Below are 23,693 nucleotides of genomic sequence, written 5' to 3' on the forward strand. Positions count from 1 at the left end.
TGCCGCCCCACCCTGGGGGACGGGCCCCGTGGACATGGTCAGGTCCCCATCCATAACCACACAACGACCGATCTGGCCAGCAGTCCCGGCAAGCACCGTCGCATCCAAGTACTACTTCTGGGGCAAGGTCGTCGGCCACTCGTGGTCCTACTGGGACTCCTGGGGCTGGGATGCCGGCTGGCACGTCGGATCCTCCACCCGCGTCTACTTCAACAAGTGGGCGACGAACAAGATGGCCAACGAAGGCCCTTACATCCTCACCATCTGGGGCTTTGTCGCAGGTGTCATCGCGTCCATCAATGTGTACGCGAGCGCCATCGTCGCCATCTACGGCCTCTACGCAGCTCTGATCGTGTACTGGGCCTACCAGGCCAAGGAACGCGGCAAGTGCCTGAAGCTGTTCACAACGGCCAAGTGGGTGGGCTCGTATCCGTCCAACTACATCTCCTACTCCTACGTCCGCTGCTGACCGGCTGAACCAGGCATAAGCAGCAGCCCGCCGGTGGCCGCCCTCGGGCCACCGGCGGGCCTTCTCACCCCGATCCCTTGCAACTTCCAAGGAGCCAGCATGAAACGAAAGCCGGCTTTCGGCATTGCCTCCATCGTCCTCTTCCTCTTCGGATCCTTCCTCGCGGTCCTTTACGTCAGCGATCTCGCGACGGGTGGTCACGGCCCGAGGGGATTCATCGAGTCCGCCTGCGCCCTCCTGGCAGGAGCCTGGCTCGTCGGACTGCTCCACACGCGAAATGCCGGAAAGCGGCGTCCCTAGCACCACGGCGGTCACCGCCCCTCGTCGACCAGGAATGAACATGCGCCGAATCGCCGTACCTCTCCTCACCTGCGCTCTGGCCGTCGCAGGCTGCAGCACCGAGAAGACATCGTCCACCGCGGACGAGAGCCACCGTCCCCTGCCCGCCACGACCATCTCGGTGTCCCGTCCGCCCCTGCCTCCGGTGGTGCAGACGGACGCCCAACTGCCGAAGGTATTCGGCGACTTCGGCACCAAGCCGACCATCACCATCCCCAAGACGGCCCCGAGCGGCAAGTTCGTCGTGGCGCCCACGCTGACCGGCAACGGCCCCACCGTCTCCCACCACGACATCGCCGTCATCAACTACGCCGCCCACGCGTGGAAGGCCGGCAAAGATCTGCCCTCCACCTACAGAAAAAGCGGGATCGGCCTGTACCTGTTCTCCACTGCCGTGTCGGGCAGCCCGGCGGCACTGATCCCGACGGCCGACTTCGCGTGATTCGGCCAGAGCAGCCCCGCCATGGTCTCCCCTGCCCGCGGCCTTCCTGCTGGGGTGGGCGGGCAGCCTGGTGGGACGGCGCCGCGCCGGACAGACCCAGGCTCCGGAGGGGGATCGGCTCGCCGTCGACGCACTCCTGTTGACCGGTCTGCCGCTCGGTCCCTGAGGGCCGACCGTACACCTGAAACACCGTAACGGCGGGATCAGCGGGGTTCCTGGCCGGAGTCGGCTGCGGGCAGGACCAGGCGGAAGGTGCAGCCGCGGCCGGGGGCCGTGTCGAGTTCGAGGCGGCCGCCGTGGCCCTCGGCGATCGTCGCGGCGATGGCGAGGCCGAGGCCGCTGCCGCCGTGGAGGCGGGAGCGGGCGGGGTCGGCGCGGTAAAAGCGCTCGAAGACGAGCTCGGCGTCGACGGCCTCGAGGCCCGGTCCTTCGTCCGCCACCTCGATCACGCTGATCGGGAGGCGCTCCGGGAGGGCCGGTGAGGCGCTGGTGCGCCCGGGTCGGTCGGCACCGCCGGCTTCGGGCCCCGCCTCGGTCCCGCCGACGCGGACGTGGACCCGGGTGCCCTCCGGGGTGTGGATACGGGCGTTGGAGAGGAAATTCTCGAGGATCTGGCGCAGCCGGTTCGGGTCACCGACTGTCTCCGCGACATCGAGCTTCTGGGCTCCGGTGGGATCGGCCGGGGTGTGCAACGGGCCGAGGTCGACGGGGTGGGACGCGCTGTGGACGGCGGCCGCGCTGACGGCGTCGGCCGCGAGGGACAGCAGGTCGACCCGTTCCCTCAGGTAGGAGGGCTCCTTGTCCAGGGTGGCGAGCAGCTGAAGGTCATCGACGAGCAGGCTCATGCGTTCGGCGTTCTGCACGATGCAGCGGTTGGCCTCGTGCAGTTCCCGCGCCGAGCGTTGTTCAGGTCGCAGGGCGAGTTGAGCGTAGCCCTGGATGGCGGTGAGCGGGGTGCGCAGTTCGTGCCCTGCGTCGGTGACGAACCGGCGCAGCCGGCTCTCGGAAGCCTCGCGGGCCAGTAGCGCCTTCTGAAGGCGGTCGAGCATGGAGTTCAGCACCTTGCCGAGCCGTCCGATCTCGGTGCGCGGATCGGTGTCGGGCAACCGCAGGTTGAGCCGGCCCGCGGTGATGTCCTGGGCGGTGCTCTCCATTCTGGTCAGTGGCAACAGGCCCAGCCGGACCACCCACCGGCCCAGGGCGAGCAGGGCGACGACCGTGACAACGAGCAGAACCGCGTTCAGCCACAGGATCTTCGAGGTGGCGCCGTCGACGGTGTCGAGCGGCAGCGTGACCACCGCGGTCATGCCCTGCGGGCCGGGGTTGAGCATCACTCGCCAGCGGTCGTCACCACTCGTGGCGGGCACGGTTTCCGGATGCCCGTCCCGTAGGCCAAGGTCCTGAACGTCATCGGCCAACCGAGGTCCTGGCTCTACCTCGGAGCCGAGGGAGTCATTCAGAAGGTGCCCGGAGGCGTCGTAGAAGTAGATGTGGAAGTCCGAGGGCAGCATGTCGGGGCGTTCCCCGAGCACCGGGAGTGTTCCGTCGAGGGCGTCGTAGAAGGCCGGTGCCGGGGGGTGGAACTCGACGAGCTGCTCGTCGACGCGGTCCAGCAGCCAGGATCGCAGCACCACGTAGCCGATGGCCTGGGAGGCCAGGACGGCAGCGGTGGCGAGGACGGTGACGCCGAGGACGAGTCGTCGTCTCAGTGATCCGGGCGGCCGGGTCAGGAGGTGGATCACTGCTCCGGCGCCCCTCCGTGGTCGCGGGGAAGACGGAGGCTGTAGCCGACCCCGCGCACGGTCTGGATGAGCGGCGGATCGAAGCAGTCGATCTTCTTGCGCAGGTAGCGGACGTACGTCTCGGTGATCCGGACGTCGCCCGCGAAGTCGTAGCTCCACACATGGTCGAGAATCTGGATCTTGCTCACCACCTGCCCGGCGTTCGCCAGGAGGTAGGCCAGGAGTTTGAATTCGGTGGGTGACAGCGCGATGTACTCCCCCGCGCGGTGCACCTCGTGGGCGCCCTCGTCGAGTTCCAGGTCGGCGTAGCTCAGGACGCTCGGCACCGCCCGCGCCGTGATGGCCGGCGCCGTTCGACGCAGGATGGCCTCAATGCGCAGCAGCACCTCCTCGATGTTGAACGGTTTGGAGACATAGTCGTCCCCGCCGACACGCAGTCCGCTGATGCGGTCATCGGTGCCGGTGCGGGCGGTCAGGAACAGGATCGGACACTCGTTGCCTGCCGCCCGCAGTCTGCGGGTCACTTCGAAGCCGTCCAGGTCGGGCAGCATCACGTCGAGCAGCACCAGGTGCGGTTCCAGGCGTTCGACCTCCAGGAGGGCCGACTGCCCGGTGTCGGTGCTGCTCACCTCGTATCCGGACAGGCGAAGCGTCGCCTCCAGCAGGGTGCGAATGCTGGGCTCGTCCTCGACCACGAGGAGCCGATATCCGGGCGTCGCCGCTGCGGGCTGCTCGGTCATGACGTCTGCTGATCCGTTCTGCCGTGTGGCGGCGCTTGCTCCGGGCCGGGTTACTTGGCGGCGCAGTCGTAGAGCACGTTGCCTCCCATGAGTCCCGTCGCACCGTCGTCGTCCGCCTGGGAGGAGGTGCCGCCGTACGACAACTCCGAAACCTTGGTGCAGTTGTCGGCGATCCAGTCGGAGCGCTGCTCGGCGTATCCGCCTGACATCCCCAGCCGGTCGCCACCGCTGGTGTCGGAACCCAGGATGTAGCGTAGTTCGCCGTTCTTGGTCCACTCCTTCAACTGGGCCACCGACGGCGCGTTGTCGCTGTTCGTGAAGCCGCCCATGCCGATGACGGTCTCGTCGGTGCCCAGGATGAAGGCGCTGGCGGACAGGGCGCCGCCCTCGACGGCGAGCTTGATGCGTGCGTCGGGTGCGTGCTCGACGGCGTACTTGAGGATCTTGCGCTGGTCGGCGGTGAGTTCCCCGCTGCCGAGACCGCTGCGCCCGCCCGGGGCACCTCCCGAACCGGCACCGGGCATGCCGTTCGCTCCTCCCGTGGGCATGTCGGAAGGCATCCCTGAACGCATTCCGGAGGGCAACCCGCCGGACGAGGGTTCACCGGACTGGCCCGACGACCCGTCGGCGCCGGGGAGGCCCGGCATGTTCGACGGCATCCCGGACGGCATGCCCGACGGAAGGCCTCCGCCGTTGCCGCTCTGCAGCGGCATGCCGCTGCCTCCGCCGAAGCCGAGCGTCTGCGGACCGGCCGTCGGGTTGGAACCGCCCATGCTGGTCGAGCCGGGCACGCTCACCGCCCAGGCACCCGGGGCCACCAGAACCGACGCCACCGCCGCACCCACGGCAACCGCAAGCAACCGGCCGCGCCGTCGGGAGAGCACCAGCAGGACGACCGCGGCGCAGCCCACGAGCAGCACCGGCCACACCAGCCAGCCGTTCCAGTCGGGCTCACGGCGGATCAGCACCACCGCCCAGACCACGCTCACCGCGACCCCGGCCACGCCGGCCGGCGGCGCCCAGCGCAGACCCGCACGGTGCACGCGGACCAGGGCGGCCGTCAGCCCGCCGCACAGAGCGCCGATGGCGGGCGCGAGTTGGGTGGTGTAGTAGGGGTGGAAGATGCCTTTCTGCGACGAGTACACGGCGGCGCAGACCACCAGCCAGGTACCCCACAACAACCAACCGGAGGCCGGCAGCAGGGCGGAGGCGGGCAGCTTCCCGCGTCGGTGCAGTACCGCCACGACGACGGCGACGACCATGGCCACGGCGCACAGCGGCAGCAGCCAGCTGATCTGACCGCCCACCTGTGTGTCGAACATCCGGGTCAGGCCGTACTCACCGCCGAACCCGCCGGCGAACCCGCCTCCACCTCCACCTCCCATGCCCTGGGGTGCTCCGTCGCTGGAGCCGAAGACCCGCCCCAGCCCGTTGTAGCCGATCACGAGGTCCCAGGCCGAGCCGTCCTCGCTGCCTCCGATGTAGGGGCGGTCGCCCGGCCACAGGGCGACCATCGCGACCCACCACAAGGAGGACGCCGCCAGGATGGCTCCCGCGCCCAGCAGACGCCGCACTCGCGGTATCCAGGCGCCGCTTCCTCCCACGAGCCAGGCGACGGCGAAGGCGGGGAGCACCATCCAGGCGGCGAGCATTTTGGTGAGGAATCCGCACCCGATCAGGAAGCCGCTCGCGCACAGCCACCAGGTCGCGGCCCTGCCCTCGGCCTGCAGCGCGCGCGTGAGCACGTACGCCGCGGACACCAGCAGCAGGACCAGCAGGGTGTCGGGGTTGTTGTCCCGGTTGATGGCCACGGTGATGGGCGTGAGGGTGAGGACCAGGGCGGCGACCAGCGCCGCGCCCTCCCCCGCCCAGCGGCGCACGGTGCGGTGCAGCACCAGCACCGTGGCCACTCCTTCGAGTACCTGCGGCAGGATCAGGGCCCACCCGTGCATGCCGAAGATCTTGCTGCTGATCACCTGCGGCCACAGCGCGGCCGGCGGCTTGTCGACCGTGACCACGCCGGCCGGGTCGAAGGAGCCGAAGAGGAAGTCGGTCCAGCTCTGCCCCATCGACTTCACGGCCGCCGAGTAGTAGCTGTTGCCCCACCCCAGGGAACCCAGTGCCCATCCGTACAGGACTGCCGAGAGGACCAGGACGGCTCCGAGTGCCGCGGGTGCCGCCCAGGTGGGCAGGACGCGGGCGGACGTGTGCCTCCCGGTGTTCGCCGAAGCCGCCGGTACGGAGGTGATGTGCGCGTAGTTGCTCATGTCTGGTTTCGCTCTCGTCAGCGGGTACGGCTGCGGGGGCCGGCGAAGACGGCCAGGCGCAGGACGGCGAAGCGGACGCCGGTCACGGCGACGGACGCCACGGCGAGGACCGCGGTCTCGGTGGCCGGTGCGGCGCCGGGATCGAGCCACCTGAACCACAGCACCGCCCCGGAGGTGACCAGGTATCCGAGGACGAACAGGCCCCCGGCACCGAGGTGGGCACGGGCGGGCGCGGTGGTGGAGTACCGGAAGGTGAGGCGCCGGTTCGCCTCGGTGTTGAGGACGGTCAGGACGAACAGCGAGACCAGGTTGGCGACGGCAGGCGTCCACCAGCCGCGCAACAGCCAGTACAGCAGTGCCTGTCCGGCCGTGGAGACGACGCCGATCGCGAGAAAGCAGCCGACCTCCCACGACAGCACGCCGCGTCGCGTGGCGGGTGCGAGGACGGCGTCGGGGTGCTCGGCGGCCGGTGCGGGGCGCGGTCTTACGGCGACGCGGGCACCACCGGAGGCCTTGAGGCGCGCCATGCGCCACAGGCCCCGCAGGTCGTCCGTGGCGGTGCTCATCACGTCCACCCGGGTGTCGACGTCCTCGACCCAGTCGACCGGCACCTCGTGCACGCGCAGTCCGTTGTGCTCGGCGAGCAGGAGCAGCTCGGTGTCGAAGAACCACGCGTCGTCGCGGGTCACCTTGAGCAGCGGCCGGAGCACCTCCGTGCGGGCCGCCTTGAACCCGCACTGGGCGTCGGTGAAGCGGACGCCGTGGGTGAGCCGGATGATGCCGTTGTAACAGCGGGAGATGAACTCGCGGCGCGGCCCACGCACCGTACGTGCACCGGGTGCCAGCCGGGACCCTATGGCGAGGTCGGAGTGGCCGCTGGCCAGCGGGGCGACCAACGGGAGCAACCCGTCGAGACCGGTGGACAGGTCCACGTCCATGTACGCCACGATGTCCGCGTCGCTGGCGCCCCAGACGGTGCGCAGGGCCAGCCCGCGCCCCTTGCGGTCCAGGTGGACGACGCCCACCCCGGGCAGTTCGTCAGCGAGGCGGCGGGCGGTGGCGAGGGTGTCGTCGGTGCTGGCGTTGTCGGCGACCGTGATCCGCCAGGGGAAGGGGAAACCCTCGGACAGACGTGCGTGGAGGGTGTGCAGGCACCCGGGCAGGGCGCGTTCCTCGTTGTAGACCGGCACGACGATGTCCACCGTCGCGGTACCGGCCTCCGGGAGAAGTAAGCGGTCGACGGGCTGGAACGGGGCCGGCCGCTCCATGCGGGCGGCGTTGTCGGTGAGGTGGGGGGTGGGAGTCATGGCTTCCTCAGGCATGAGGGGACGGCAGACTGCGGCTCACAGGCCCTGGTCCAGGGCCGCGACCTCACTGTTGCCGTCCCGCCTGTGGGGGTGGGGGGAGAATACCGAGAACTGACGGGGAGTCAGATCAATGGCCGAAAGCACTCCCACGACTCACTGTGGACTCGGCCGCATCACGATGTTGCGGAGTTCGCCGACGCCTCTGATCACACTGATCACCTGCGTTCTTGACCGAGGGGGCTCCTCGCGTTCTTGGCCAGCACCCGTTCCGGTCGGCGTTCCGGTCGTGATCAGATCGCCGGGCAGCAGGGTGACGGATCTGCTGACGTGCGCGATGACGGTGGCGACGTCGAAGAGCAGTTCCGAGGTGCTCGCCTTCTGCCGGACGCGCCTGTCGACGAGACAGTTCATCGTCAAGCCGCGAGCACCGATTGGCACATCGTCGGTGGTGACCAAGGCGGGCCCCACCACGGTCGCAACAGCAGCCGACAGGATGCCCTCCGAGCCGTTGCGCACAGCGACGTCGTTGACCACGGTGTAGCCCGCGACATGCCCCAGGGCTGATCGGGCCGTCACATCCCGGGCCCTTCGCCCGATCACCACGCCCAACTCCACACCCCAGAACACATCCTGCCCCCGGCCGGCACGCGGATGTCGTCCTCGGCACCGACGACGACATGCCCGCTGTTCCGCACGTAGAACTCCGGCGCGGCAGGGACCGGGCGCCCCAACGCCCGCACTCGAACTGAATGGTTGGGGCTGACGGCAACCATCTTGCCCGGCCGGACAATCAGTGGCGCATAAATGTCGTCCAGCCTGTGACGCTCCCCGGTATCGGCACCGGCCCGCTCCCACCAGTCGTCGCCGGACGCGATCAGCGCCCCGAAATCCGGGTACGGGGCCTTTGATCACCACGGACCGGCCGACTCGTGTCCGGCGGCTTGGGCGGTGTGCCTGAGCACGCCACTTGGCACATGACCAAGGGCCAGTTCGGAGGCTTGATCCTCTCGAACTGGCCCTCTCGCGTGATCACCTCCGTGCACACCCGTGCCACACCCGTGCCACAAAGGCCACTGACTACTACGGGCCGTGCCAGATGATGCACGTCATGCAGCGGATGGCCTCGACACTTCCGGTCCCCTCCTGACTGTGATGGGCGGTCTTGTTCACGACGCCGACCAGCAGAACGCTTCCTACGGCCAGCGCACCCAGGATCCAGGCGCAGCCCTACGCGTCGCTTCCGGGTGCTCAACGGCTTCTCGGGCGTGTTCTCGCCCGGCAGTGTCGTCATGTTCCTGTTTCACCGATCAAGGTCGTTGCGCCGCTTCCGTGAGACCACGTAGGTGTGCACGTAGTCTGCGCACCGGCCGCAGCCACGCCGGTTGCCCCGCGGCGGTGCGGGCCGGGGCACCCAGAGTGCGCCCGGCCCAACCCCAGAACTCCCCGCCCGGCTCGACTCGTACGTCCAGGGCCTTCGCGGCGCGGGCGTGGCGGGCGCGCATGCGCTCTTCGGTGTCCGGGTCAGGGGGGAGGCGAGTACACCAGTGATCTCCCGCAACTGGGCGGCGTCAGGGAAGGTTGGGCGACGGCGTCGGTCGCCTTACTCCAGTGTGGCGCACCGGCGGCGGCCAGAAGGACGTCCGTCACTCGCGGGCAGGACGCCACGGCGAGAACACCCGCCTGTGCGGGGGTCAGGCCCGGCCGGATGAGGTCGGCCAGCTCCTGGTCGACCATGCCGGGCAGCTCACCGCCTGCAACGGCGCCGACGCCATCCCGCAGCCCCGCGCCGACAGCGGCAGGGAGCGGGCCCCTGCCGTCCAGGGCCTGGACGATCGGCATCGTCGGCTGACCCCGGGCGCTCGCCAAAGGCCCGGCCGACGCCGAGGCGGCGAAAAGGTTGGTGTGCGGGGCCGACGGAACCGAGTAACGTCTTTATCATGTTCTTCCAGACCCCGATTTACGAGTGAGAGCGTGACGGGCCCCTCTGACGTCCTTCGATGTCGCCGCCCGTCCCCCACCGGTGAATCCGTAGATCACTTCACATCATTACCGGGAGAACCCGTGACCGTGAGCAAGAACATCAACAACCCCGTGGGCATGGGAGGTGGCCAGCGCAAGAAGCTGTCCCGCGCCGAACGGCAGAACAACGGTCCGCACCGCAACCTCGACCGCCAGGGCGCAGCTGACCAGAAGGCGGAGCTGGTGCGCAAGATGCGCGAGAAGACAGGCACAGCTGAGGGCGCCGGGCAGACGGGCGACGACACCGCACAGAGCTGACGTACCGCGGGGGCAAGGCAGCACCCCCACGGGGAAGGGCCCGGACCGCGACGCGCGGTCCGGGCCCTCCTGCCGTATCGGGGCCCTCGCGGCGCGGGCGTGGCGGGCACGCATGCGCTCTTCGGTGTCCGGGTCAGGGGGAGGCGAGTACACCAGTGATCTCCCGCAACTGGGCGGCGGTCAACCGCCGACTGTGTGCCGTTCCTCATCGGGGGTAACGGACGTCCAACCGATCTGACTGGGGACCCGTGATGGCGCGCACAGCTCTGTACGACAAAGCCGCAAAGAAGGCGCGGAGAGGGGCGGACCCTGGCAAGCCCTTGTCGTGGTGGGGCCGGGGGGTTGCCATGCTGTTGGCCTTCGCGGTGACCGTGGCCTTCGCCGTGGTGCTGGCCCGGCTCACTTTGGAACCGTCGGCTGCCTCCGTGTCCTTGACACACAGTAATCTGCGCCCCGGGGATTCCATCCGCAACTATCTTGCGCAGCCCGCCTTCCGTGACACCGTCAAGCAGCTCGGCGGGAATATCATGCTGGGCGTCCCGTTCGGCGTGCTGCTGCCGGTGCTGCTTCCCAAAGTCCGTGGGTTGCTGCGCGTGGCAGTGGTCACGGCCCTGGTGATGCTGCTGGTCGAACTTGTACAAGGTGCCCTGGTCACCGGGCGGGCCTTCGACATCGATGATGTCCTGCTCAACACGTCGGGCGCCTTGCTGGGCTACCTGCTGATCGGCCGTCGACTCGGCCGCGCCGTGCACCCCAGGCGCCGCCACTGGTGGCACCGCTTCACCCAACGGCGGGCCACTGCCGCAGACTGAGATCCTGCCGATCGGCGGAGTAAGGCAACTGCTGTCACGGACGCATCCGTCCAAAGGTGCCTACCGAAGGCCAGGGCCACTCCGGCCGGCCTCGCTGGTCCTCCGGAGACTGGAGCCGGTACCGCGCAGCTACTGGAGGCGAGCGCACTGGACGGCGAGCTGGTCGTATGGGACACCGCCGGACGGCTCGCCTTCGAGCAAACCACTACCGGCGCCGGTTCGATCTCTATGGCCGGCGATCACCGGCGCTGGGCTACGTCGTCATTGCCGCAGTGCGGGCAGAGTGCTGTCGCCTTCGTAGAGGGGATGCCCTGCCCCCGGCCACAGCCGGACCAGCACGGTCACCTGGCGGGTTTTCGGCTGGGCGAAGTCGGTGTCGACGTCGCTGCGACTCCTCCGGCCGACGCCGCCCCGCACGCTGGCACCGCACCTGCCCCGACCTTTCCCCCCGCCGACGTCCCCCACATGACGGCGCCGCCGCGCGGACGGCGGCAGGGCCCGGCGGCCCCGCCGACGCGCAACGGCTGCGTCCGCGCCGCTCATTCCGCCCTCCCACTCCTCAACTCCAGCCAGGGACATGGGCAAAAGCGGCCGCAACCGGGAGGTCAGCAGCCCGACCGCGCCAAAACTCAACCTGTACGGGACCCCTTACGCCCATGAGCGAGGCGGCTGCCGGATTGGGCAGCCGCCGCGCCCNCCGCCCTCCCACTCCTCAACTCCAGCCAGGGACATGGGCAAAAGCGGCCGCAACCGGGAGGTCAGCAGCCCGACCGCGCCAAAACTCAACCTGTACGGGACCCCTTACGCCCATGAGCGAGGCGGCTGCCGGATTGGGCAGCCGCCTCGCCCTACCTACCTGCCCGGTCAGCCCCGGATGATGTTCTGGGCCTGCGGGCCCTTCTGCCCTTGGCCGATGTCGAAGGTGACGTGCTCGCCCTCGGTCAGCTCGCGGTATCCGCTGCCCTTGATCTCGGAGTAGTGCGCGAAGACGTCCGGGCCTCCGCCGTCCTGCTCGATGAAGCCGAAGCCCTTTTCGGCGTTGAACCACTTCACGGTGCCGCTGGCCATACTGGTCGATCCTTCTGTCATTCCCGGGAACAGCCCTTCGTCCGGGCATGCTCCGGCTCTGTGCCCTCGCACAAGCCAACAGCCGTTCTACCCCGGAACGAGGCACTCACCCCACTGGCGACACAGCCCTGCACGCCTTGCAAGCTCGCCGGGCACCGGCCCTTCCCCACTTGGTGGCAGACGACGCCCGGGCCGGACGTCTCTCGAGGGGCCACGCATGGGGCAGGCAGACGACGGGGTACTCACCTGCCTGCCCCTCATTGCGCGACCTCCCACTCGAAAAAAGGGGCGAGTGGGCACCACGAGACCCCTGGGTCCTGGGTCCACCCCCTACAGCGCGCTGGAGCCCCGGACTGCCACACCCTGGGCCACACATTGAGTCCAGTGAAGTTGCGGAGCTGTGTGAGCAGGGGCAGACCCAGTCACGGGGGGAAACCGAGCCTGCCCCTGCCTATCGGCGCCTGCATACCTCCCCCGGAGGATGAGCGCGCCACGACCCCATCCGGGGTCACTTCCCAGAGCGCACCGCACATCAGGAATGTCACGTGCAGACGGAGATGGCCGCGAGACCGACACCCCTATGAAGGCGCACACTTGTCACCATCATGAATTGATCACGAATGACACACATTGCTGGTCCGGGGGTCGTGATGCCCCCTCCGGTCAGCCTCCTCCGTTCCATTCGGAAAATTGCCCTGTCGCCCGAACATTTCGGCAATTGCCTAAGCAGGAGGCCATATTCAGGTCATCGCGGACGCCGGTGTAACACGACAGGGCATGCGGAACGCAGAAGCAGGCAGAAGCAGGGCGCTGACCCGGGCTGAATCTCGATGCCCGGAACGAATGCGTCAACATGACTCAGCAGATGGGATTTCCTGTGAGCAACATCGACCCGGTTCCCGGATACCAGACGTATCATCAGCCCGCGGGCCCGGACCGACCTGTGCGCCACCAGGCCGCCGCGCGGCGCACAGCCCTCACTGTCAGTACGATCGCCGACATCGCGGCAGGCCTGCTCGGCCTATGGGTCCTGCTGTTCCTGCTCGACGCGAACCAGGCCAATGTATTCGTCGAGTTCGTGCAGAGAATGGCCGACTGGCTGGCCTGGTGGTCGCAGGATATTTTCACGATGGACACAGAGGGTCTACGAGTTGTCCTCAATTACGGCCTCCCGGGTGTCATGTATTTGCTGATCGGCCATGGGGTCGCCGCCCGGCTCAACCGAGCCTGACAGCGGCCAGCCTTTACTACACGCCACAAACCGCTGCCGTTTGCGGCCTCCGCGCCGACGAATGTGCGGGGACGTGACGGAAGCCGATGGGCCGACTCGTCGCGCACGGGGCCGAGGCGCGGGATGGCACGCACCTCGACTGGAAACGATCACCTGCCGATCTCTGAGGACCTGGTACGCGAACGCCGTGACGCCGAGGCTCAGCTGGCGGCCGATCACACGCACCATCAAACGGCGGAAGTACTGACCGGACGGGACGCGGGCAGGCGGGCCAACGGCGCAGTCGAAATCAGGAAGACTGGGCAGCGGCCCCGGCCGATGGAAGGGAGAGGAGGCAGAGCCGTGGGTTCCTGCTACGAAGTCCAAGTCCTGCTGCGCCGCATCGGGCGGTGGTGGGCCGTCGACGTCCCCCGCCTTGACCTGCACACCCAGAGCCGCACCCTGGAGGGTGCCGAGGACTTGGCGCGTGGCCTCGTCGCCGAAGCCATCGGTGTCCCACCGGACGTGATCGTCCTGGACATGGTAGTGCCAGAACTCGCGCCCGTGCTCGGTCCGGTGGCGGAAGCACGGCGCCGCCGGGCGGCTGCGGCCGCCGTCGAAGATCAGGCGATCGCAGCCGCCGTTCGCGAGCTCGTAGACGAGCTGAGCGTGAGCCAAGGGGACGCCGGGCGTCTGCTCGGTATGTCTCCGAGCGAGGTGGCCCGCTTCACGCCACCCCGGGGACCGGCGACCGCCGGCACCGGGCAGCTACCCCCACTGTCCGCGCCGAGTCCGCCGCGACCGGCCCCCGCTTCAACTCCCAGCCGGCGCCCTGGCTCCACCGGGCGGCCGCGGCAGGCGATTTCCCCCGCCCGTCCCGCCTGGGCGATCCCGGACGACGGCGCCGAGGGCCGGGCGCCTGGCTGACAGAGTTTCACGTCCAGGCGACTCGGCGGACATGCCCAGTGGTTGCTTGGTCGCGCGCGGAGGTGCCCCGCAGGGGCTCGCGCCCATCCTCTTGCGTGCATGCGGGCACAGGCGTTCGTTCGTGCGGTTGTGTGGCGTGGCCACCGACTATTTGGGATGCCGGTGTGACGTGCCGTACGCTCCGGGGCGTTGCTCGGCCAGCGGGGGGACGGATCGTGGGAAAGGGAGGGCACGCTCAGCGCGTGCCGGCCGACGATCTGGCGCTGGGCGCGGCGGTTGCCCGGGCGCAGGACGGTGACGAGGCGGCGTTCGCGGTGCTGTACCGATTGGTGCAGCCGAGCCTGCTCGGCTACCTGCGCGGGCTGTTGGGTGAGCGCGCCGAGGACGTTGCCGCCGCTGCCTGGCAGGAGATCGCCCGCGAGTTGCCACGGTTCCGCGGCGACGGGCACGGATTCCGTGGCTGGACGGCGAGCATCGCCCGGCACCACGCGCGCGGCCACCTCCGACGTCGCGGTGCACCGTCCCGCTCGCCGGGAAGCCCCTGGACGCCACAGACCGGTGACCACATCGCCTATACCCTGCCCGAAGCTACGCTGTCCACCGAGACGGCCCACGCCCTGGTCGCCCGCCTCCCCCGCGCCCAGGCCGAGGCGGTCCTCCTGCGGCTTGTCGTGCGCCTGGACGAGCGCGCGGTCGCACGGGTGATGGGCAGACCCAGCGCCGTCGTACGGATCCTGGCTCGCCGTGGGGTGAGGAGCCTGGCCCGCCTGCTCGGCCCCGACGAAGTGACACAGGATGTCGCGCGGACGCTGGGGGAACCGAGATGAACACCCCTCGAAACGGAGACGAACGGTTGAGCGGCGAGGCGCACCAGCCCGAGGCCGCCCCAAGCCTCGGTCATACGACCGGACGTGACGATACGTCCGGCCTGGACCGTACGGCCGAGCGGATCGGTGAAGCACTGCGACGGCAGCCCGTGAAAGACGGTGCGGAGCAGGCCGCGCTTGCCGCTTTCCGAAGCGCCCGCGTGGCGGGCGACGGGGCCCTGCGTACCCGGCGCCGGGACGACTGGCGCCCAAGGACCCGCAAGCAGCGCTGGGCGCGCGGCGGGGCACTCGCCCTCGTGTCGAGCACGCTGCTGGGCGGCATCGCCTTCGCCTCCATCGGCGTGGTGGACAGCGCGCAGCGGCAGCCTCCCGAAGCCGGTGCCGGCCACAGCACACGTCGGCCGTCCACGCCCACACCCACGGCCATGCCCGGCGAACAGGATGCTCCTTCCACCGGGTCTGGCACCGCACCCGCCGCCTCTCCCCCACACCCCGGCAATGCGAAGGCCATTGAGGCGCACTGCCGGTCCTACGAGAAGGTCAAGGACCGCGGGCACGCCCTGAACTCCACGGCATGGCAGCGTCTCGTCCAGGCCGCGGGCGGCGAACAACAGGTCGCGTCCTACTGCGCCCAGTTGACGGGACCGGCGGAAGAGGCCACCCCGGCACCGACCAAGACGGACAAGACGGAGAAGGCAGAAAAGACCGGGAAGGGTCAAGGCAAGCCGAGCGCCGGGGCCAAGCCGTCGAGGGGGCCCTCCAACCGGCCCTGAACAGCGCCTGATCCCAGCCCGCCGGACCGGACCTACCGCACCACCAGGGGCCCGTCGTCCGGCCTGGTAGACCAGGCGGGACGAGGGCCCTCTGCACCAAACGCCCGCGATCCAAGGGCGGTCGGGATTACTTGATGTAGACGAGTCCGTCGGTGGTGATGGTGGGACGGCCGCTGGTGCCGACGACGACGATCTTGATGGTGTGCTTGGCACTGCTGGACCAGGTCTTGGTCCAGATCGCCTGCCGGTACAGGGTGGTCGAGGACTTCAGGTCGACCGTGCCGATTTTGACGCCGTCGACGTAGACGTACACCTGACCCGAGGTGGAGGCCCGGGAGACCACCCAGGAGGCGGAGCGGCCGGTGAAGGTCCAGGTGAGGCCGGCGCCCTTGGAGCCGCTGGAGTAGGACTTGCCGCCCAGGTAGCTGGTGGAGGAACGGGTGCTCCAGCTACCGGACTTGACCGCCGAGGTCTCTTGCAGGATCACCGGTGTGTAGGAGGCGGACGCGGTGCGGTAGTTACCGGCGTAGTCGAACGCCTGCATCGTCCAGGTGGGGGCGTACCGGAGTTGGCGGTGCGGTTGGAGGTTGTGGTGGTCGGGCCGAAGGTGGCGGCCGCCGGGGACACCAGCTTCACTTCGCGCAGCGCCTTGTCGTCGGTCGCTTTCCAGCCGAGGGTGACCGGGACGGCGGTGGTGTTGACGGTGCCGGTGTGCAGGGAGAGCTTCGGCGTGGTGGTGAAGGCGGGCGCAGTGGTGTCGGCGACGACGTTCAGCGCGGCGGTGGTCGCGGTCTTGCCGGACTGGTGCACGGCCCGCACGGCGACGGTGTGGCTGCCTACCGCCAGGGTCGCGTTCGCGGAGGTGGCAGTGCCGGAGGCGGTGGCCGCGACCTTGCCGTCGACCAGCAGCTCGAACCGGGAGATGAGCGAGGGCGGCCTGGTCGCCGTCCATCGGGCCGTGATGGCGCCCTTGGTGTAGTACGTCGTACCCGACAGAGCGGCACCGCTGACGGAGGTGACCTTCAGGCCCTGCACCGGGCCGGCCGCCCAGGTGCGGATGGTCGGCAGCTGAGCGTAGAGGGAGTTGCCCGGGCACTGGGTGTTGTAGCCGTCGCGGTGGCCGGAGATCCGGTTGAACGTGTACTTGGTGCCCGCGGTGAAATGAGTTGGACCTTCGAGGAGATGACCGCATACGCCTCCAGGGGCACTTACGTACGCCCCGGCGATGCTCGGCTCCGCCACCTGCGGCAACGGCGGCTGCCTCACCGAGCTCTGGGGCGTGCGCGGCCGCCAGGACCCGCCACCGCTGAAGCCCGGCGACACCGTCACCCTCACGGTCGAGGGCATCGGCAGCGTCTCCAACACCGTGGTCGCCGGGGCGGACCCAGTGCCCTGCCGACCGCCCGCAAACGCCCCCGGCTGCGCCCGTGAACCGCGCGGCGGAATGCAAGCCGGACGGCAAGGTCTTCGTCGTCACAAGGGCCGCGCTCGGACAGGGCGCGGCCGTGACCGAGGGCTGACTCGGGCGGAGGCATCCGCGTCAGCACCCTGCGATCGGCCACTGATCCGCGACCGACCCGCGGCCGACCTCCGACCGAAAGCCCCCCACGTGAACAAGGTCAGCGCGAGCGCCGCCGAGGCGGTCGCCGACATCCCCGACGGTGCTTCGCTCGTTGTCGGCGGGTTCGGGCTGTCCGGGGTACCCGCCGCCCTCATCGGCGCCCTGCATGCTCAGGGCACCACCGGCCTGAACTCAGGGCACCACCGGCCTGAACGTCGACCCCAACAACTGCGGCGTCGACGGCCAGGCTGGGCGTACTCCTCGCCTCACGCTCACTGGGTGTAGAAGGTGGCGTCGGCCCGGTCGGTCGCCGTGCTGAGAGCCTGGACCTGCAGCAGGTAGTCGTAGTGGCGGATGTAGCGCCCCGGGAAGTTGAAGGACTCGTAGGAGACCCCGGCGGAGTCCGCGAGGCCGGCCCGGGCGGTGAAGGAGGCGTCACTGCGGAACTGGGCCGTCCCGTCGTTCTTCTCCACCCACACCTCGAAGTTCTTGTGGCGCAGGAAGTAGCCGGGGAAGTTGGCCGACTCCAGGGATACGGTGCCGCTGCCGGCGAGACCGGTGACGACACGGAACTGCGAGTCGGCGAGCGGAGAGACGTTCGGCTCGGTCTTGGCGCGGAACTCCCAGTGCCGGATGAACCGGTCTGGGAAGTTGTACGAGGAGAGCCGGATCGGGGTGAGGCCGTCGGCGACCGGGATGCCGAAGTCGGGTGTGCCGTCGGCCTTCCAGTAGATCTTCTGGACGCGGGTGCGGCGGTTGGGGTCGTTGAGGGGGTCGCCGCTGATGTCCTTGTAGCTGCGGTCGTGGTAGACGAGGATGTCCGACTTGCCGTCCTCGGAGACCGTGAACTGGTTGTGGCCGGGGCCGTACTGGCTGGTGGCTGCGTTGCTGGCGAAGACCGGGCCGGTGGACTTGGCCCAGGACGAGGCGCTGAGCAGGTTGGCCGAGGCGGAGGCGGTCAGCATGCCCATGCAGTAGTTGGCGTCGGTGGCGCTGGCCGAGAAGGTCATGAAGACCTTGCCGTTCCGCTGGATCACGGCCGGGCCCTCGTTGACCGTCTGGCCTCCGGCGGTCTCCCAGGAGGCGGTCGGCCGGCTGAGCATGACCGGAGTGCCGGTGACGGTCCACGGGCTGGACATCTGCGCTATGTAGATGTTGGTGCCGGAGCCGACGGCCGGGTCGTTCTGCGCCCAGGAGAGGTAGCGGCTGCCGTTCACGACGAAGGTCGTCGCGTCCAGGGAGAAGGTGTCGAGCGGCAGTGCGATACGCCCCTTCTCCGTCCAGGTGCCCGTGATCGGGTTCGCGGCGGTGCACTCCAGGACGTACGGCCGGATCTTCCAGATGTTGTTGGCGTCGCCGGCGGCGAAGTAGATGTACCACTTGCCGTCGATGAAGTGGATCTCCGGAGCCCAGATGTGGGCGCCCATCTGGCCGCTGGCGTGCTTGGTCCAGATGGTCGTCTCAGTGGCTGAGGAGAGCCCCTGGATCGTGGTGGCGCGGCGCAGCACAATGCGGTCGTACGCCGGCACCGTGGCGGTGAAGTAGTAGAAGCCGTCGGTGTGCTTCCAGATGTGCGGGTCGGCCCGCTGCTCGGCGATGCTGTTCGTGTACGTCACGCCGGGTGACGCGGGTACGGCGGCGTGGGCGGTGCCGGCGGAGACACCGGTGAAGGTGGCGGCGGCCGAGCCGGCCATCATGCCGAGGACCGTTCGACGGGTGAGTGCAGGTCTCACGGACTACTCCCTCTGGGGCTGGAGCTGGGGTGGGGACGCGTCGACAGTTCACACTCTGCCGGTATTTCGAACACAGTTCGTAAGCTCGGCCAGAACATAGGTTCTCGCGTAAGACCCCGTCAACGCTTCTGTCACACAGGTTTCACACGGCGACAAAGAGGGTGTGCCTTCCCTGTCCGGCCAGGCGAGAACCACCCGGGTGGGTTCGGTCGAGTAGGGCGGCCGCGAAACGAGCGTCGACCACCGCCCGCCTCCTGCCGGCCACCGACGAGCGCGCCGACACCGGCACCCACGTCACCTTCCAGCCCGCGGGCACTTCACCAAGAGCCATCCGCACGGCCAGTCGCCGTCCAGCTGACGAATCCGAGCCGCGCCGATGTTCTCCTCCACATGGGCCACCGAGGACGTACCGGGGATCGGCAGCAGCGCCGGCGAGCGACGCAGCAGCCAGGCCGGCGCGAGCTGGGGCGGCGTCGTGTCGTACTCCTTGGCAACGGCGTCGAGGGGGCCGCCGGGCCTGGCCAGCTGTCCGGTGGCGATGGGGAACCACGGGATGAACCCGATGCCGTTTACCTCCGCGTACTCCAGGACGTCCTCGGATTTGCGCTCGGCGAGGTTGTACATGTCCTGCACCGACACGATCTCGGTGACCGCCCGGGCCTCCTCCAATTCGGCCAGGGAGACCTCCGACAGGCCGATGTGCCGGATCTTGCCGACGTCCCGCAGCTCGGCCAGCGCGCCGAGCTGGACGGCGAGGGGCACCTGCGGGTCGATCCGGTGCAGCTGGTAGAGGTCGATCCGGCTCCAGGCCGAGGTGACGCAGGCTCAGTTCGACCTGCTGGCGCAGGTACTCGGGGCGGCCCACCGGCAGCCACTGGCCGGGGCCCTGCCGGGTCAGGCCGCCCTTGGTGGCGATGACCAGGTCGTCCGCGTAGGGGTGCAGTGCCTCGCGGATGAGCTGCTCGGCGATGAACGGACCGTAGGAGTCGGCGGTGTCGATGAAGGTGACGCCCAGCTCGACCGCATGGCGCAGGACGCGTACGGCCTCGGCACGGTCGGCGGGCTCCCCCAGACTCCGGGGCCGGTCAGGCTCATGGTGCCGAAGCCGAGGCGGTGGACCGGCAGGTCGCCGCCGATCCGGAAGACACCGCTTTCGACTGCGGGACGGACGGCGGTTCCGGTCGTGTTCGTGATCACGGGCGGGTCCTCTCAAGCTGACGTCCAGGAGGTGCCGCTGTTCGGCGAAGGCGGCGCCCTGTCATGAGTCAGGGCCGGGCCGTGGTCGGCTCCATGGTCGGGCCGGCCACGGCGGCCGCGGTCAGCTGCTGGCGCAGGTCCAGGTAGCAGCGCAGCCGCACGCCGCGCTGCCCTGCGTCCCGCGTCGTCTGCTCCGCTGTGGCCGTCGCCCACCGGTCGGCGAGCAGCTGCTTGGAAGGCCAGGACGGTGGCGTCGTCGGCGGCCGCGACGTCGACGACGACCAGGCCCGTCTCGCTCACGTGCGCCTCGTGGATCGGGTCCGTGTACGGCACTACGCCCGGTCACCCTGGGAGAGTTCCGCCGCTGCCGTGTCTTCACCCGACCGAGTAGCAGGCCGTCAGGCTGTCGCCACCCCAATCCCAGCGGACCGGATCGCCGGGCGCGGGTCGTCGTCCTGGTCCAGGTCCTCGTCCTGCCGCGCACCAGCTGGCGCGTCATGCGCACCCCGGCCCCGGAGCCCGCGCCACAGGACTCTCCGACGTGGCCATCAACGACATCGACTACCTCGACCTCGACTACTGACCCGACGCCGACCGCGGGCCCAGGATCGCTTGCGGGACGGGTGCCCCTCACGCTTCCGTCGGCCTTATAGGGCACTCCGCTGCGATGAAGCTCACCGGCGTCCCGCGCTTTTCGTAAGGGGGACGGACGCTGGTCCTTNCCGCGGGCCCAGGATCGCTTGCGGGACGGGTGCCCCTCACGCTTCCGTCGGCCTTATAGGGCACTCCGCTGCGATGAAGCTCACCGGCGTCCCGCGCTTTTCGTAAGGGGGACGGACGCTGGTCCTTCGTCACCGGTGCGGTGCATTCTTCCAATCTCCCCCTCGAAGCCGCTCACCTGCGTAAATGATCAAAGGACTGCGGTCGCTGGGTGTGGCCGGGTGACCCATCCGTCCGTATGCCGTGTTGCAGCCCTGACGGTCTGTCGGTTTTCTCATGAGCGGAGCAGAACAACGGTGCCGCGCATTCCGGCCGGCCACTGCTTCCCCCGGAGGAACTTCATGCGTATCAAGTGTGCAGGCGCCGGCATCGGTCTGGTTCTCGGTGCCGTCGGTCTGTCAAGCCCAGCCGCAGCAGCCGCGAGCGGCCCCACCAGTGATTCAGATATCCACATCAGCACGAGACACGCCGCCCCAGGCTCCACCGTCCGCGTCAGCACGACAGCCTGCGGCTCGGAGACCTACGGGAAGGGCGAGTCCGAGGCAGGAGGCAAGTTCCACCTCTTCCCAGGCGACCGCAAGGGCGTACTGACCGGCGAATTCCAGGTGCCGAGTGGAACAGAGCCCGGTGCTTACACCGTCACTCTGAAGTGCCCGCCGCGAGTCAAAGTCACGGGCACGTACATGGTCGGCACCGGCAACCCCAGCGGTGCAGTCGATGCTGGTTTCGGGACGGACAACGACAAGAGCACACAGCTTGCCCTGGGGGCGGTGCTGCTCGCCGGAGCAGCCGCCGGAGGCGCGATCAAGATGCGCCGCCGCCCGGCCGGCGCCCGCACCTGACGCTCTGCTCCATCGGCCCAGCCCCCGGGCCTGTGTCGGTCCGGGGGCTCGAGTCGCTCCCGTCACTCATTTCGGCCGCGAAGCAAAGGCGCTAGAGCGATGGCACCCGGCGACGAGCCCGTCGACCCTTCCCCCCCGTTCACCCCCTCCACCAAGTTCCTCGTCTGCACCCTGCTGACGGGCTTGATGCTGATGATCACGGCGCTACGAGGCGGACAGCCTCCGCAACCTTCGACCGCGCAGTCCTTCTCCCCCTCCCTGCGGCCCGGTCCCAGCAGCACCGCCCCGGCCCACCACCCCTCCGTGTCGGCGCTGCCTCCGTCTGATCCGGTGCGGCTGCGGGTCTCCGCCATCAGCGTGGATGCCCCCATGACGGAACTGACCCTCGACGAGACAGGAGCACTGCGCCCACCATCAGCAGATATGCCGGCCTTTGCCGGGTGGTACGGCGATGGCACGGCTCCCGGCTCAGTGGGGACAGCTGTCACGACGGGACATGTCGACACGCCGGAAGGACCCGGGGTTTTCTACCGGCTCGGAGCACTGGCCAAGGGCGACACCATCGAGATCACCCGGGCAGACCGGCGAACAGCGGTCTTCACGGTCGACGCTGTCGAGCTCTACGACAAGGAAGCGTTTCCGGACGAGAAGGTCTACGGCAGTTCCCCCTGGCCCGAATTACGCGTGATCACCTGTGGGGGTGAATACGCCGAAGAAACTGGCTACCAAGGCAATGTCGTCGTATTCGCAACGCTGACCGCGGTGACGTGACCGCACCGAACCAGCCTGTTCGTCATGCCCCGCCCCAGACGGCGGACGCGCTGGGCACAGATCCTTGGTCTGAGTGGAGTCGGGAAGCGAGGAACCAGAAGGTCGCGACGCCGAAGGTTCTGGTGGAGCGGTGCCGGATGGTGGAGCTGAGCTGGGACGGCTGGCTGGTCCCGCAGATCGCCGACGAGCTGAGGTGCAGTCAAAAGACGGTGCGCCGCTGGCTGCACCGGTTCAACCGCTTGGGGCTTGAGGGCTTGGAATATCTGGGCGGGCAGGGCCGCAAGCGAAGGATCACCGAGGCCGAACGCTCCCGGATCATCGCGATGGTCAAGCAGACCCCGCACCGCATCCCCGCTGCGCGCCACCACCGACCAGCTCACCGGCCTGCCGCCGGCGCTGGTCATCACCGGTGAGGCCGACGTGCTGCGCGACGAGGGCGAGGGGTACGCCAACAAGCTGCGCGAGGCCGGGGTTCCGGTGACCGCCGTCCGCTTCCAGGGCATCATCCACGACTTCGTGATGCTCAACGCCCTGCGCAAGACCCACGCCGCCGAGACCGCGATCACGCTCGCCGTCGCCACCCTGCGCACCGCGCTGCACGGCCACTGAGACACCACGAAGGGGACTTCGACATGACCACCACCCCCACCGTTCTTCTCGTGCACGGCGCCTTCGCCGACGCCGGCAGCTGGTCCGGGGTCATCGCGGAACTGCAGGGCCGCGGCATCCCCGTGCTCGCGCCCCTCCAACCCGCTGCGCGGTCTCGCGTCCGATGGGCGTACATCGCCTCCGTGGCGGCCCAGATCGACGGCCCGGTCATCCTGGTCGGACACTCCTACGGCGGCGCGCTCATCACCGTGGCCGGCACCACCGACAACGTCGTCGGACTGGTCTACGTGGCCGCCTACGTCCTTGAAGAGGACGAGAGCCTCGGCGAGCTGCAGGGCCGCTTTTCCGCCTCTGCGCTGGTGAGCAACCTGGACCAGCCGGGCCCGGGTGAGTGCCTCGCCGTTCGGGTCGATGACGGGGGTGCAGCCGATGTTGCACGCCTCGGCGACCAGCAGCGCCACCAGGGAGGTCTTGGGGTTCTCCATGCGGGTGCGGCCGTCGCCGAGGTGCACGAAGGCGTCCAGGACTCGGTCCAGGAGTCGACCTCGAACAGCAGGTCCGGCAGGTCGATCTTCGGGAGCATCGCCGCGGTGGTCTGTGGAAGCCAGCGCAGCGACTTCGGCTCACCGACCGCGCCGAGCCGGTCGTTCAGCTTCAGCCGCCCGTTGGGCTGCACCTCGAAGCTGAGCTTGGCGTCCTGCCCGGCCTCCTCCAGCCATTCGGCCATCAGTTGCCACACAGCGTCGCGTAGCATCATCAATCGATGACGCCACGTGCCTCATTTCGGGCGTCCTACCGTGGTACCCCAGACGGGGCAACGGCCTGAGCAGCCGTTGGTTGGGATGCGGGCCTCTTCGAGGCGGCGCGCCCCTTACCTGATCGGGTGATAGCGCCACACCTGTTCCACGCGGTAGCGTCCTTCGTACTGCTGCTGAGCTGCACTGATCCTCACCGGATCACGCTGCACGACGGTTGACCCCGCTAGGACTTGTCCGGCCGATCATGTTCGGAGCCAGATGGTGAGGGCAGCGACGGTTGCTGTGCCGAGGTAGACGTAGCG

The 23,693-nt window shown here is 69.0% G+C and carries 21 protein-coding genes and 9 pseudogenes; 16 read left to right on the plus strand and 14 right to left on the minus strand.

Features of this window, described 5'->3' with window-relative positions; all coding sequences use genetic code 11:
• Nucleotides 1–28 precede the first annotated feature (28 nt).
• The 3 genes from ACWBNA_RS44640 (at nucleotide 29) to ACWBNA_RS44650 (ending at nucleotide 1,250) form a co-directional block, all read left to right on the plus strand.
• Nucleotides 29–469, plus strand: coding sequence for a hypothetical protein (locus ACWBNA_RS44640; RefSeq protein ID WP_482710332.1), 441 nt, complete (start codon nucleotides 29–31; stop codon nucleotides 467–469).
• Between the two features lie 99 nt (nucleotides 470–568).
• The gene (locus ACWBNA_RS44645; protein ID WP_329254346.1) at nucleotides 569–769 is read left to right on the plus strand and encodes a hypothetical protein; all 201 of its coding nucleotides are present in this window, start codon (nucleotides 569–571) and stop codon (nucleotides 767–769) included.
• A 40-nt stretch (nucleotides 770–809) separates the two neighbouring features.
• On the plus strand, nucleotides 810–1,250 hold the full coding sequence (locus ACWBNA_RS44650; RefSeq protein WP_482710333.1) for a hypothetical protein: 441 nt from the start codon (nucleotides 810–812) through the stop codon (nucleotides 1,248–1,250).
• A gap of 203 nt (nucleotides 1,251–1,453) precedes the next feature.
• Here the strand turns inward: ACWBNA_RS44650 and ACWBNA_RS44655 are convergent, their stop codons facing one another.
• The 6 genes from ACWBNA_RS44655 to ACWBNA_RS44680 all read right to left on the minus strand — a co-directional run bounded on the left by ACWBNA_RS44655 (nucleotide 1,454) and on the right by ACWBNA_RS44680 (nucleotide 9,145).
• Nucleotides 1,454–2,992, minus strand: a complete 1,539-nt coding sequence (locus ACWBNA_RS44655; protein WP_482710334.1) for a sensor histidine kinase — start codon at nucleotides 2,990–2,992, stop codon at nucleotides 1,454–1,456.
• Entirely contained in the window at nucleotides 2,989–3,732 is a 744-nt protein-coding gene (locus ACWBNA_RS44660) for a response regulator transcription factor (RefSeq protein ID WP_482710335.1), read from the minus strand. The genes ACWBNA_RS44655 and ACWBNA_RS44660 overlap by 4 nt, the downstream gene beginning before the upstream one ends.
• 50 nt (nucleotides 3,733–3,782) lie before the next feature.
• Nucleotides 3,783–5,999 carry an ArnT family glycosyltransferase gene (locus tag ACWBNA_RS44665; protein ID WP_482710336.1) on the minus strand — a complete coding sequence of 739 codons (2,217 nt, stop codon included), beginning with the start codon at nucleotides 5,997–5,999 and terminating at the stop codon, nucleotides 3,783–3,785.
• A gap of 17 nt (nucleotides 6,000–6,016) precedes the next feature.
• Nucleotides 6,017–7,306, minus strand: a complete 1,290-nt coding sequence (locus tag ACWBNA_RS44670; RefSeq protein WP_482710337.1) for a bifunctional glycosyltransferase family 2/GtrA family protein — start codon at nucleotides 7,304–7,306, stop codon at nucleotides 6,017–6,019.
• A 153-nt stretch (nucleotides 7,307–7,459) separates the two neighbouring features.
• A complete protein-coding gene (locus ACWBNA_RS44675; RefSeq protein ID WP_482710338.1) occupies nucleotides 7,460–8,221 on the minus strand; it encodes a fumarylacetoacetate hydrolase family protein in 762 nt (253 codons plus the stop codon).
• Between the two features lie 606 nt (nucleotides 8,222–8,827).
• Nucleotides 8,828–9,145, minus strand: coding sequence for a hypothetical protein (locus ACWBNA_RS44680; RefSeq protein ID WP_482710339.1), 318 nt, complete (start codon nucleotides 9,143–9,145; stop codon nucleotides 8,828–8,830).
• Between the two features lie 222 nt (nucleotides 9,146–9,367).
• Between ACWBNA_RS44680 and ACWBNA_RS44685 the strand changes: the two genes are divergently transcribed.
• Nucleotides 9,368–9,583 carry a DUF6243 family protein gene (locus ACWBNA_RS44685; protein WP_482710340.1) on the plus strand — a complete coding sequence of 72 codons (216 nt, stop codon included), beginning with the start codon at nucleotides 9,368–9,370 and terminating at the stop codon, nucleotides 9,581–9,583.
• A gap of 251 nt (nucleotides 9,584–9,834) precedes the next feature.
• The gene (locus ACWBNA_RS44690) at nucleotides 9,835–10,395 is read left to right on the plus strand and encodes a VanZ family protein (protein WP_482710341.1); all 561 of its coding nucleotides are present in this window, start codon (nucleotides 9,835–9,837) and stop codon (nucleotides 10,393–10,395) included.
• A 261-nt stretch (nucleotides 10,396–10,656) separates the two neighbouring features.
• Here the strand turns inward: ACWBNA_RS44690 and ACWBNA_RS44695 are convergent, their stop codons facing one another.
• Both ACWBNA_RS44695 and ACWBNA_RS44700 read right to left on the minus strand, forming a co-directional pair.
• The gene (locus tag ACWBNA_RS44695; protein WP_482710342.1) at nucleotides 10,657–10,812 is read right to left on the minus strand and encodes a hypothetical protein; all 156 of its coding nucleotides are present in this window, start codon (nucleotides 10,810–10,812) and stop codon (nucleotides 10,657–10,659) included.
• A 447-nt stretch (nucleotides 10,813–11,259) separates the two neighbouring features.
• Nucleotides 11,260–11,463, minus strand: coding sequence for a cold-shock protein (locus ACWBNA_RS44700; RefSeq protein ID WP_033532114.1), 204 nt, complete (start codon nucleotides 11,461–11,463; stop codon nucleotides 11,260–11,262).
• A gap of 877 nt (nucleotides 11,464–12,340) precedes the next feature.
• Between ACWBNA_RS44700 and ACWBNA_RS44705 the strand changes: the two genes are divergently transcribed.
• From ACWBNA_RS44705 to ACWBNA_RS44720, 4 genes are all read left to right on the plus strand, one after another.
• Nucleotides 12,341–12,694 (plus strand): hypothetical protein, encoded by a 354-nt coding sequence (locus tag ACWBNA_RS44705; protein WP_482710343.1) that lies wholly within the window; start codon nucleotides 12,341–12,343, stop codon nucleotides 12,692–12,694.
• A 342-nt stretch (nucleotides 12,695–13,036) separates the two neighbouring features.
• A complete protein-coding gene (locus ACWBNA_RS44710) occupies nucleotides 13,037–13,600 on the plus strand; it encodes a hypothetical protein (RefSeq protein ID WP_482710344.1) in 564 nt (187 codons plus the stop codon).
• Nucleotides 13,601–13,815: 215 nt separating this feature from the next.
• Nucleotides 13,816–14,427, plus strand: coding sequence for an RNA polymerase sigma factor (locus tag ACWBNA_RS44715; protein ID WP_482710345.1), 612 nt, complete (start codon nucleotides 13,816–13,818; stop codon nucleotides 14,425–14,427).
• On the plus strand, nucleotides 14,424–15,200 hold the full coding sequence (locus ACWBNA_RS44720) for a hypothetical protein (RefSeq protein WP_482710346.1): 777 nt from the start codon (nucleotides 14,424–14,426) through the stop codon (nucleotides 15,198–15,200). The genes ACWBNA_RS44715 and ACWBNA_RS44720 overlap by 4 nt, the downstream gene beginning before the upstream one ends.
• 127 nt (nucleotides 15,201–15,327) lie before the next feature.
• Here the strand turns inward: ACWBNA_RS44720 and ACWBNA_RS44725 are convergent.
• Nucleotides 15,328–16,367, minus strand: a pseudogene (locus ACWBNA_RS44725) (N-acetylmuramoyl-L-alanine amidase); the annotation flags it as partial.
• Here ACWBNA_RS44725 and ACWBNA_RS44730 point away from each other — a divergent pair.
• Both ACWBNA_RS44730 and ACWBNA_RS44735 read left to right on the plus strand, forming a co-directional pair.
• Nucleotides 16,362–16,631 (plus strand): annotated as a pseudogene (locus ACWBNA_RS44730) (fumarylacetoacetate hydrolase family protein); the annotation flags it as partial. The pseudogenes ACWBNA_RS44725 and ACWBNA_RS44730 overlap by 6 nt on opposite strands.
• Before the next feature lie 178 nt (nucleotides 16,632–16,809).
• Nucleotides 16,810–17,032, plus strand: a pseudogene (locus ACWBNA_RS44735) (CoA-transferase); the annotation flags it as partial.
• Nucleotide 17,033: 1 nt separating this feature from the next.
• On the opposite strand, the gene ACWBNA_RS44740 reads toward ACWBNA_RS44735, so the two are convergent.
• The 4 genes and pseudogenes from ACWBNA_RS44740 to ACWBNA_RS44755 form a co-directional block, all read right to left on the minus strand.
• Nucleotides 17,034–18,458 carry a family 43 glycosylhydrolase gene (locus ACWBNA_RS44740; RefSeq protein WP_482710348.1) on the minus strand — a complete coding sequence of 475 codons (1,425 nt, stop codon included), beginning with the start codon at nucleotides 18,456–18,458 and terminating at the stop codon, nucleotides 17,034–17,036.
• A gap of 330 nt (nucleotides 18,459–18,788) precedes the next feature.
• A pseudogene (locus ACWBNA_RS44745) lies at nucleotides 18,789–19,688 on the minus strand (aldo/keto reductase).
• Between the two features lie 173 nt (nucleotides 19,689–19,861).
• Nucleotides 19,862–19,918: pseudogene (locus ACWBNA_RS44750) on the minus strand (hypothetical protein); the annotation flags it as partial.
• A gap of 43 nt (nucleotides 19,919–19,961) precedes the next feature.
• Nucleotides 19,962–20,024, minus strand: a pseudogene (locus ACWBNA_RS44755) (DUF6207 family protein); the annotation flags it as partial.
• A gap of 683 nt (nucleotides 20,025–20,707) precedes the next feature.
• On the opposite strand from ACWBNA_RS44755, the gene ACWBNA_RS44760 reads away from it, so the two are divergent.
• The 5 genes and pseudogenes from ACWBNA_RS44760 to ACWBNA_RS44780 all read left to right on the plus strand — a co-directional run.
• Nucleotides 20,708–21,253, plus strand: coding sequence for a sortase (locus ACWBNA_RS44760; RefSeq protein WP_482710347.1), 546 nt, complete (start codon nucleotides 20,708–20,710; stop codon nucleotides 21,251–21,253).
• 186 nt (nucleotides 21,254–21,439) lie between these two features.
• Complete coding sequence (locus ACWBNA_RS44765) at nucleotides 21,440–22,024, plus strand: class F sortase (RefSeq protein WP_482710349.1); 585 nt, start codon at nucleotides 21,440–21,442, stop codon at nucleotides 22,022–22,024.
• 122 nt (nucleotides 22,025–22,146) lie between these two features.
• Entirely contained in the window at nucleotides 22,147–22,437 is a 291-nt protein-coding gene (locus ACWBNA_RS44770) for a helix-turn-helix domain-containing protein (RefSeq protein WP_482710350.1), read from the plus strand.
• Nucleotides 22,367–22,633: pseudogene (locus ACWBNA_RS44775) on the plus strand (alpha/beta hydrolase); the annotation flags it as partial. The gene ACWBNA_RS44770 and the pseudogene ACWBNA_RS44775, both read left to right, overlap by 71 nt.
• 23 nt (nucleotides 22,634–22,656) lie before the next feature.
• Nucleotides 22,657–22,917, plus strand: a pseudogene (locus ACWBNA_RS44780) (alpha/beta hydrolase); the annotation flags it as partial.
• An 81-nt stretch (nucleotides 22,918–22,998) separates the two neighbouring features.
• On the opposite strand, the pseudogene ACWBNA_RS44785 reads toward ACWBNA_RS44780, so the two are convergent.
• Nucleotides 22,999–23,378: pseudogene (locus ACWBNA_RS44785) on the minus strand (Tn3 family transposase); the annotation flags it as partial.
• Nucleotides 23,379–23,693: the final 315 nt, after the last annotated feature.

The sequence above is a fragment of the Streptomyces sp. Q2 genome, from assembly GCF_056820935.1.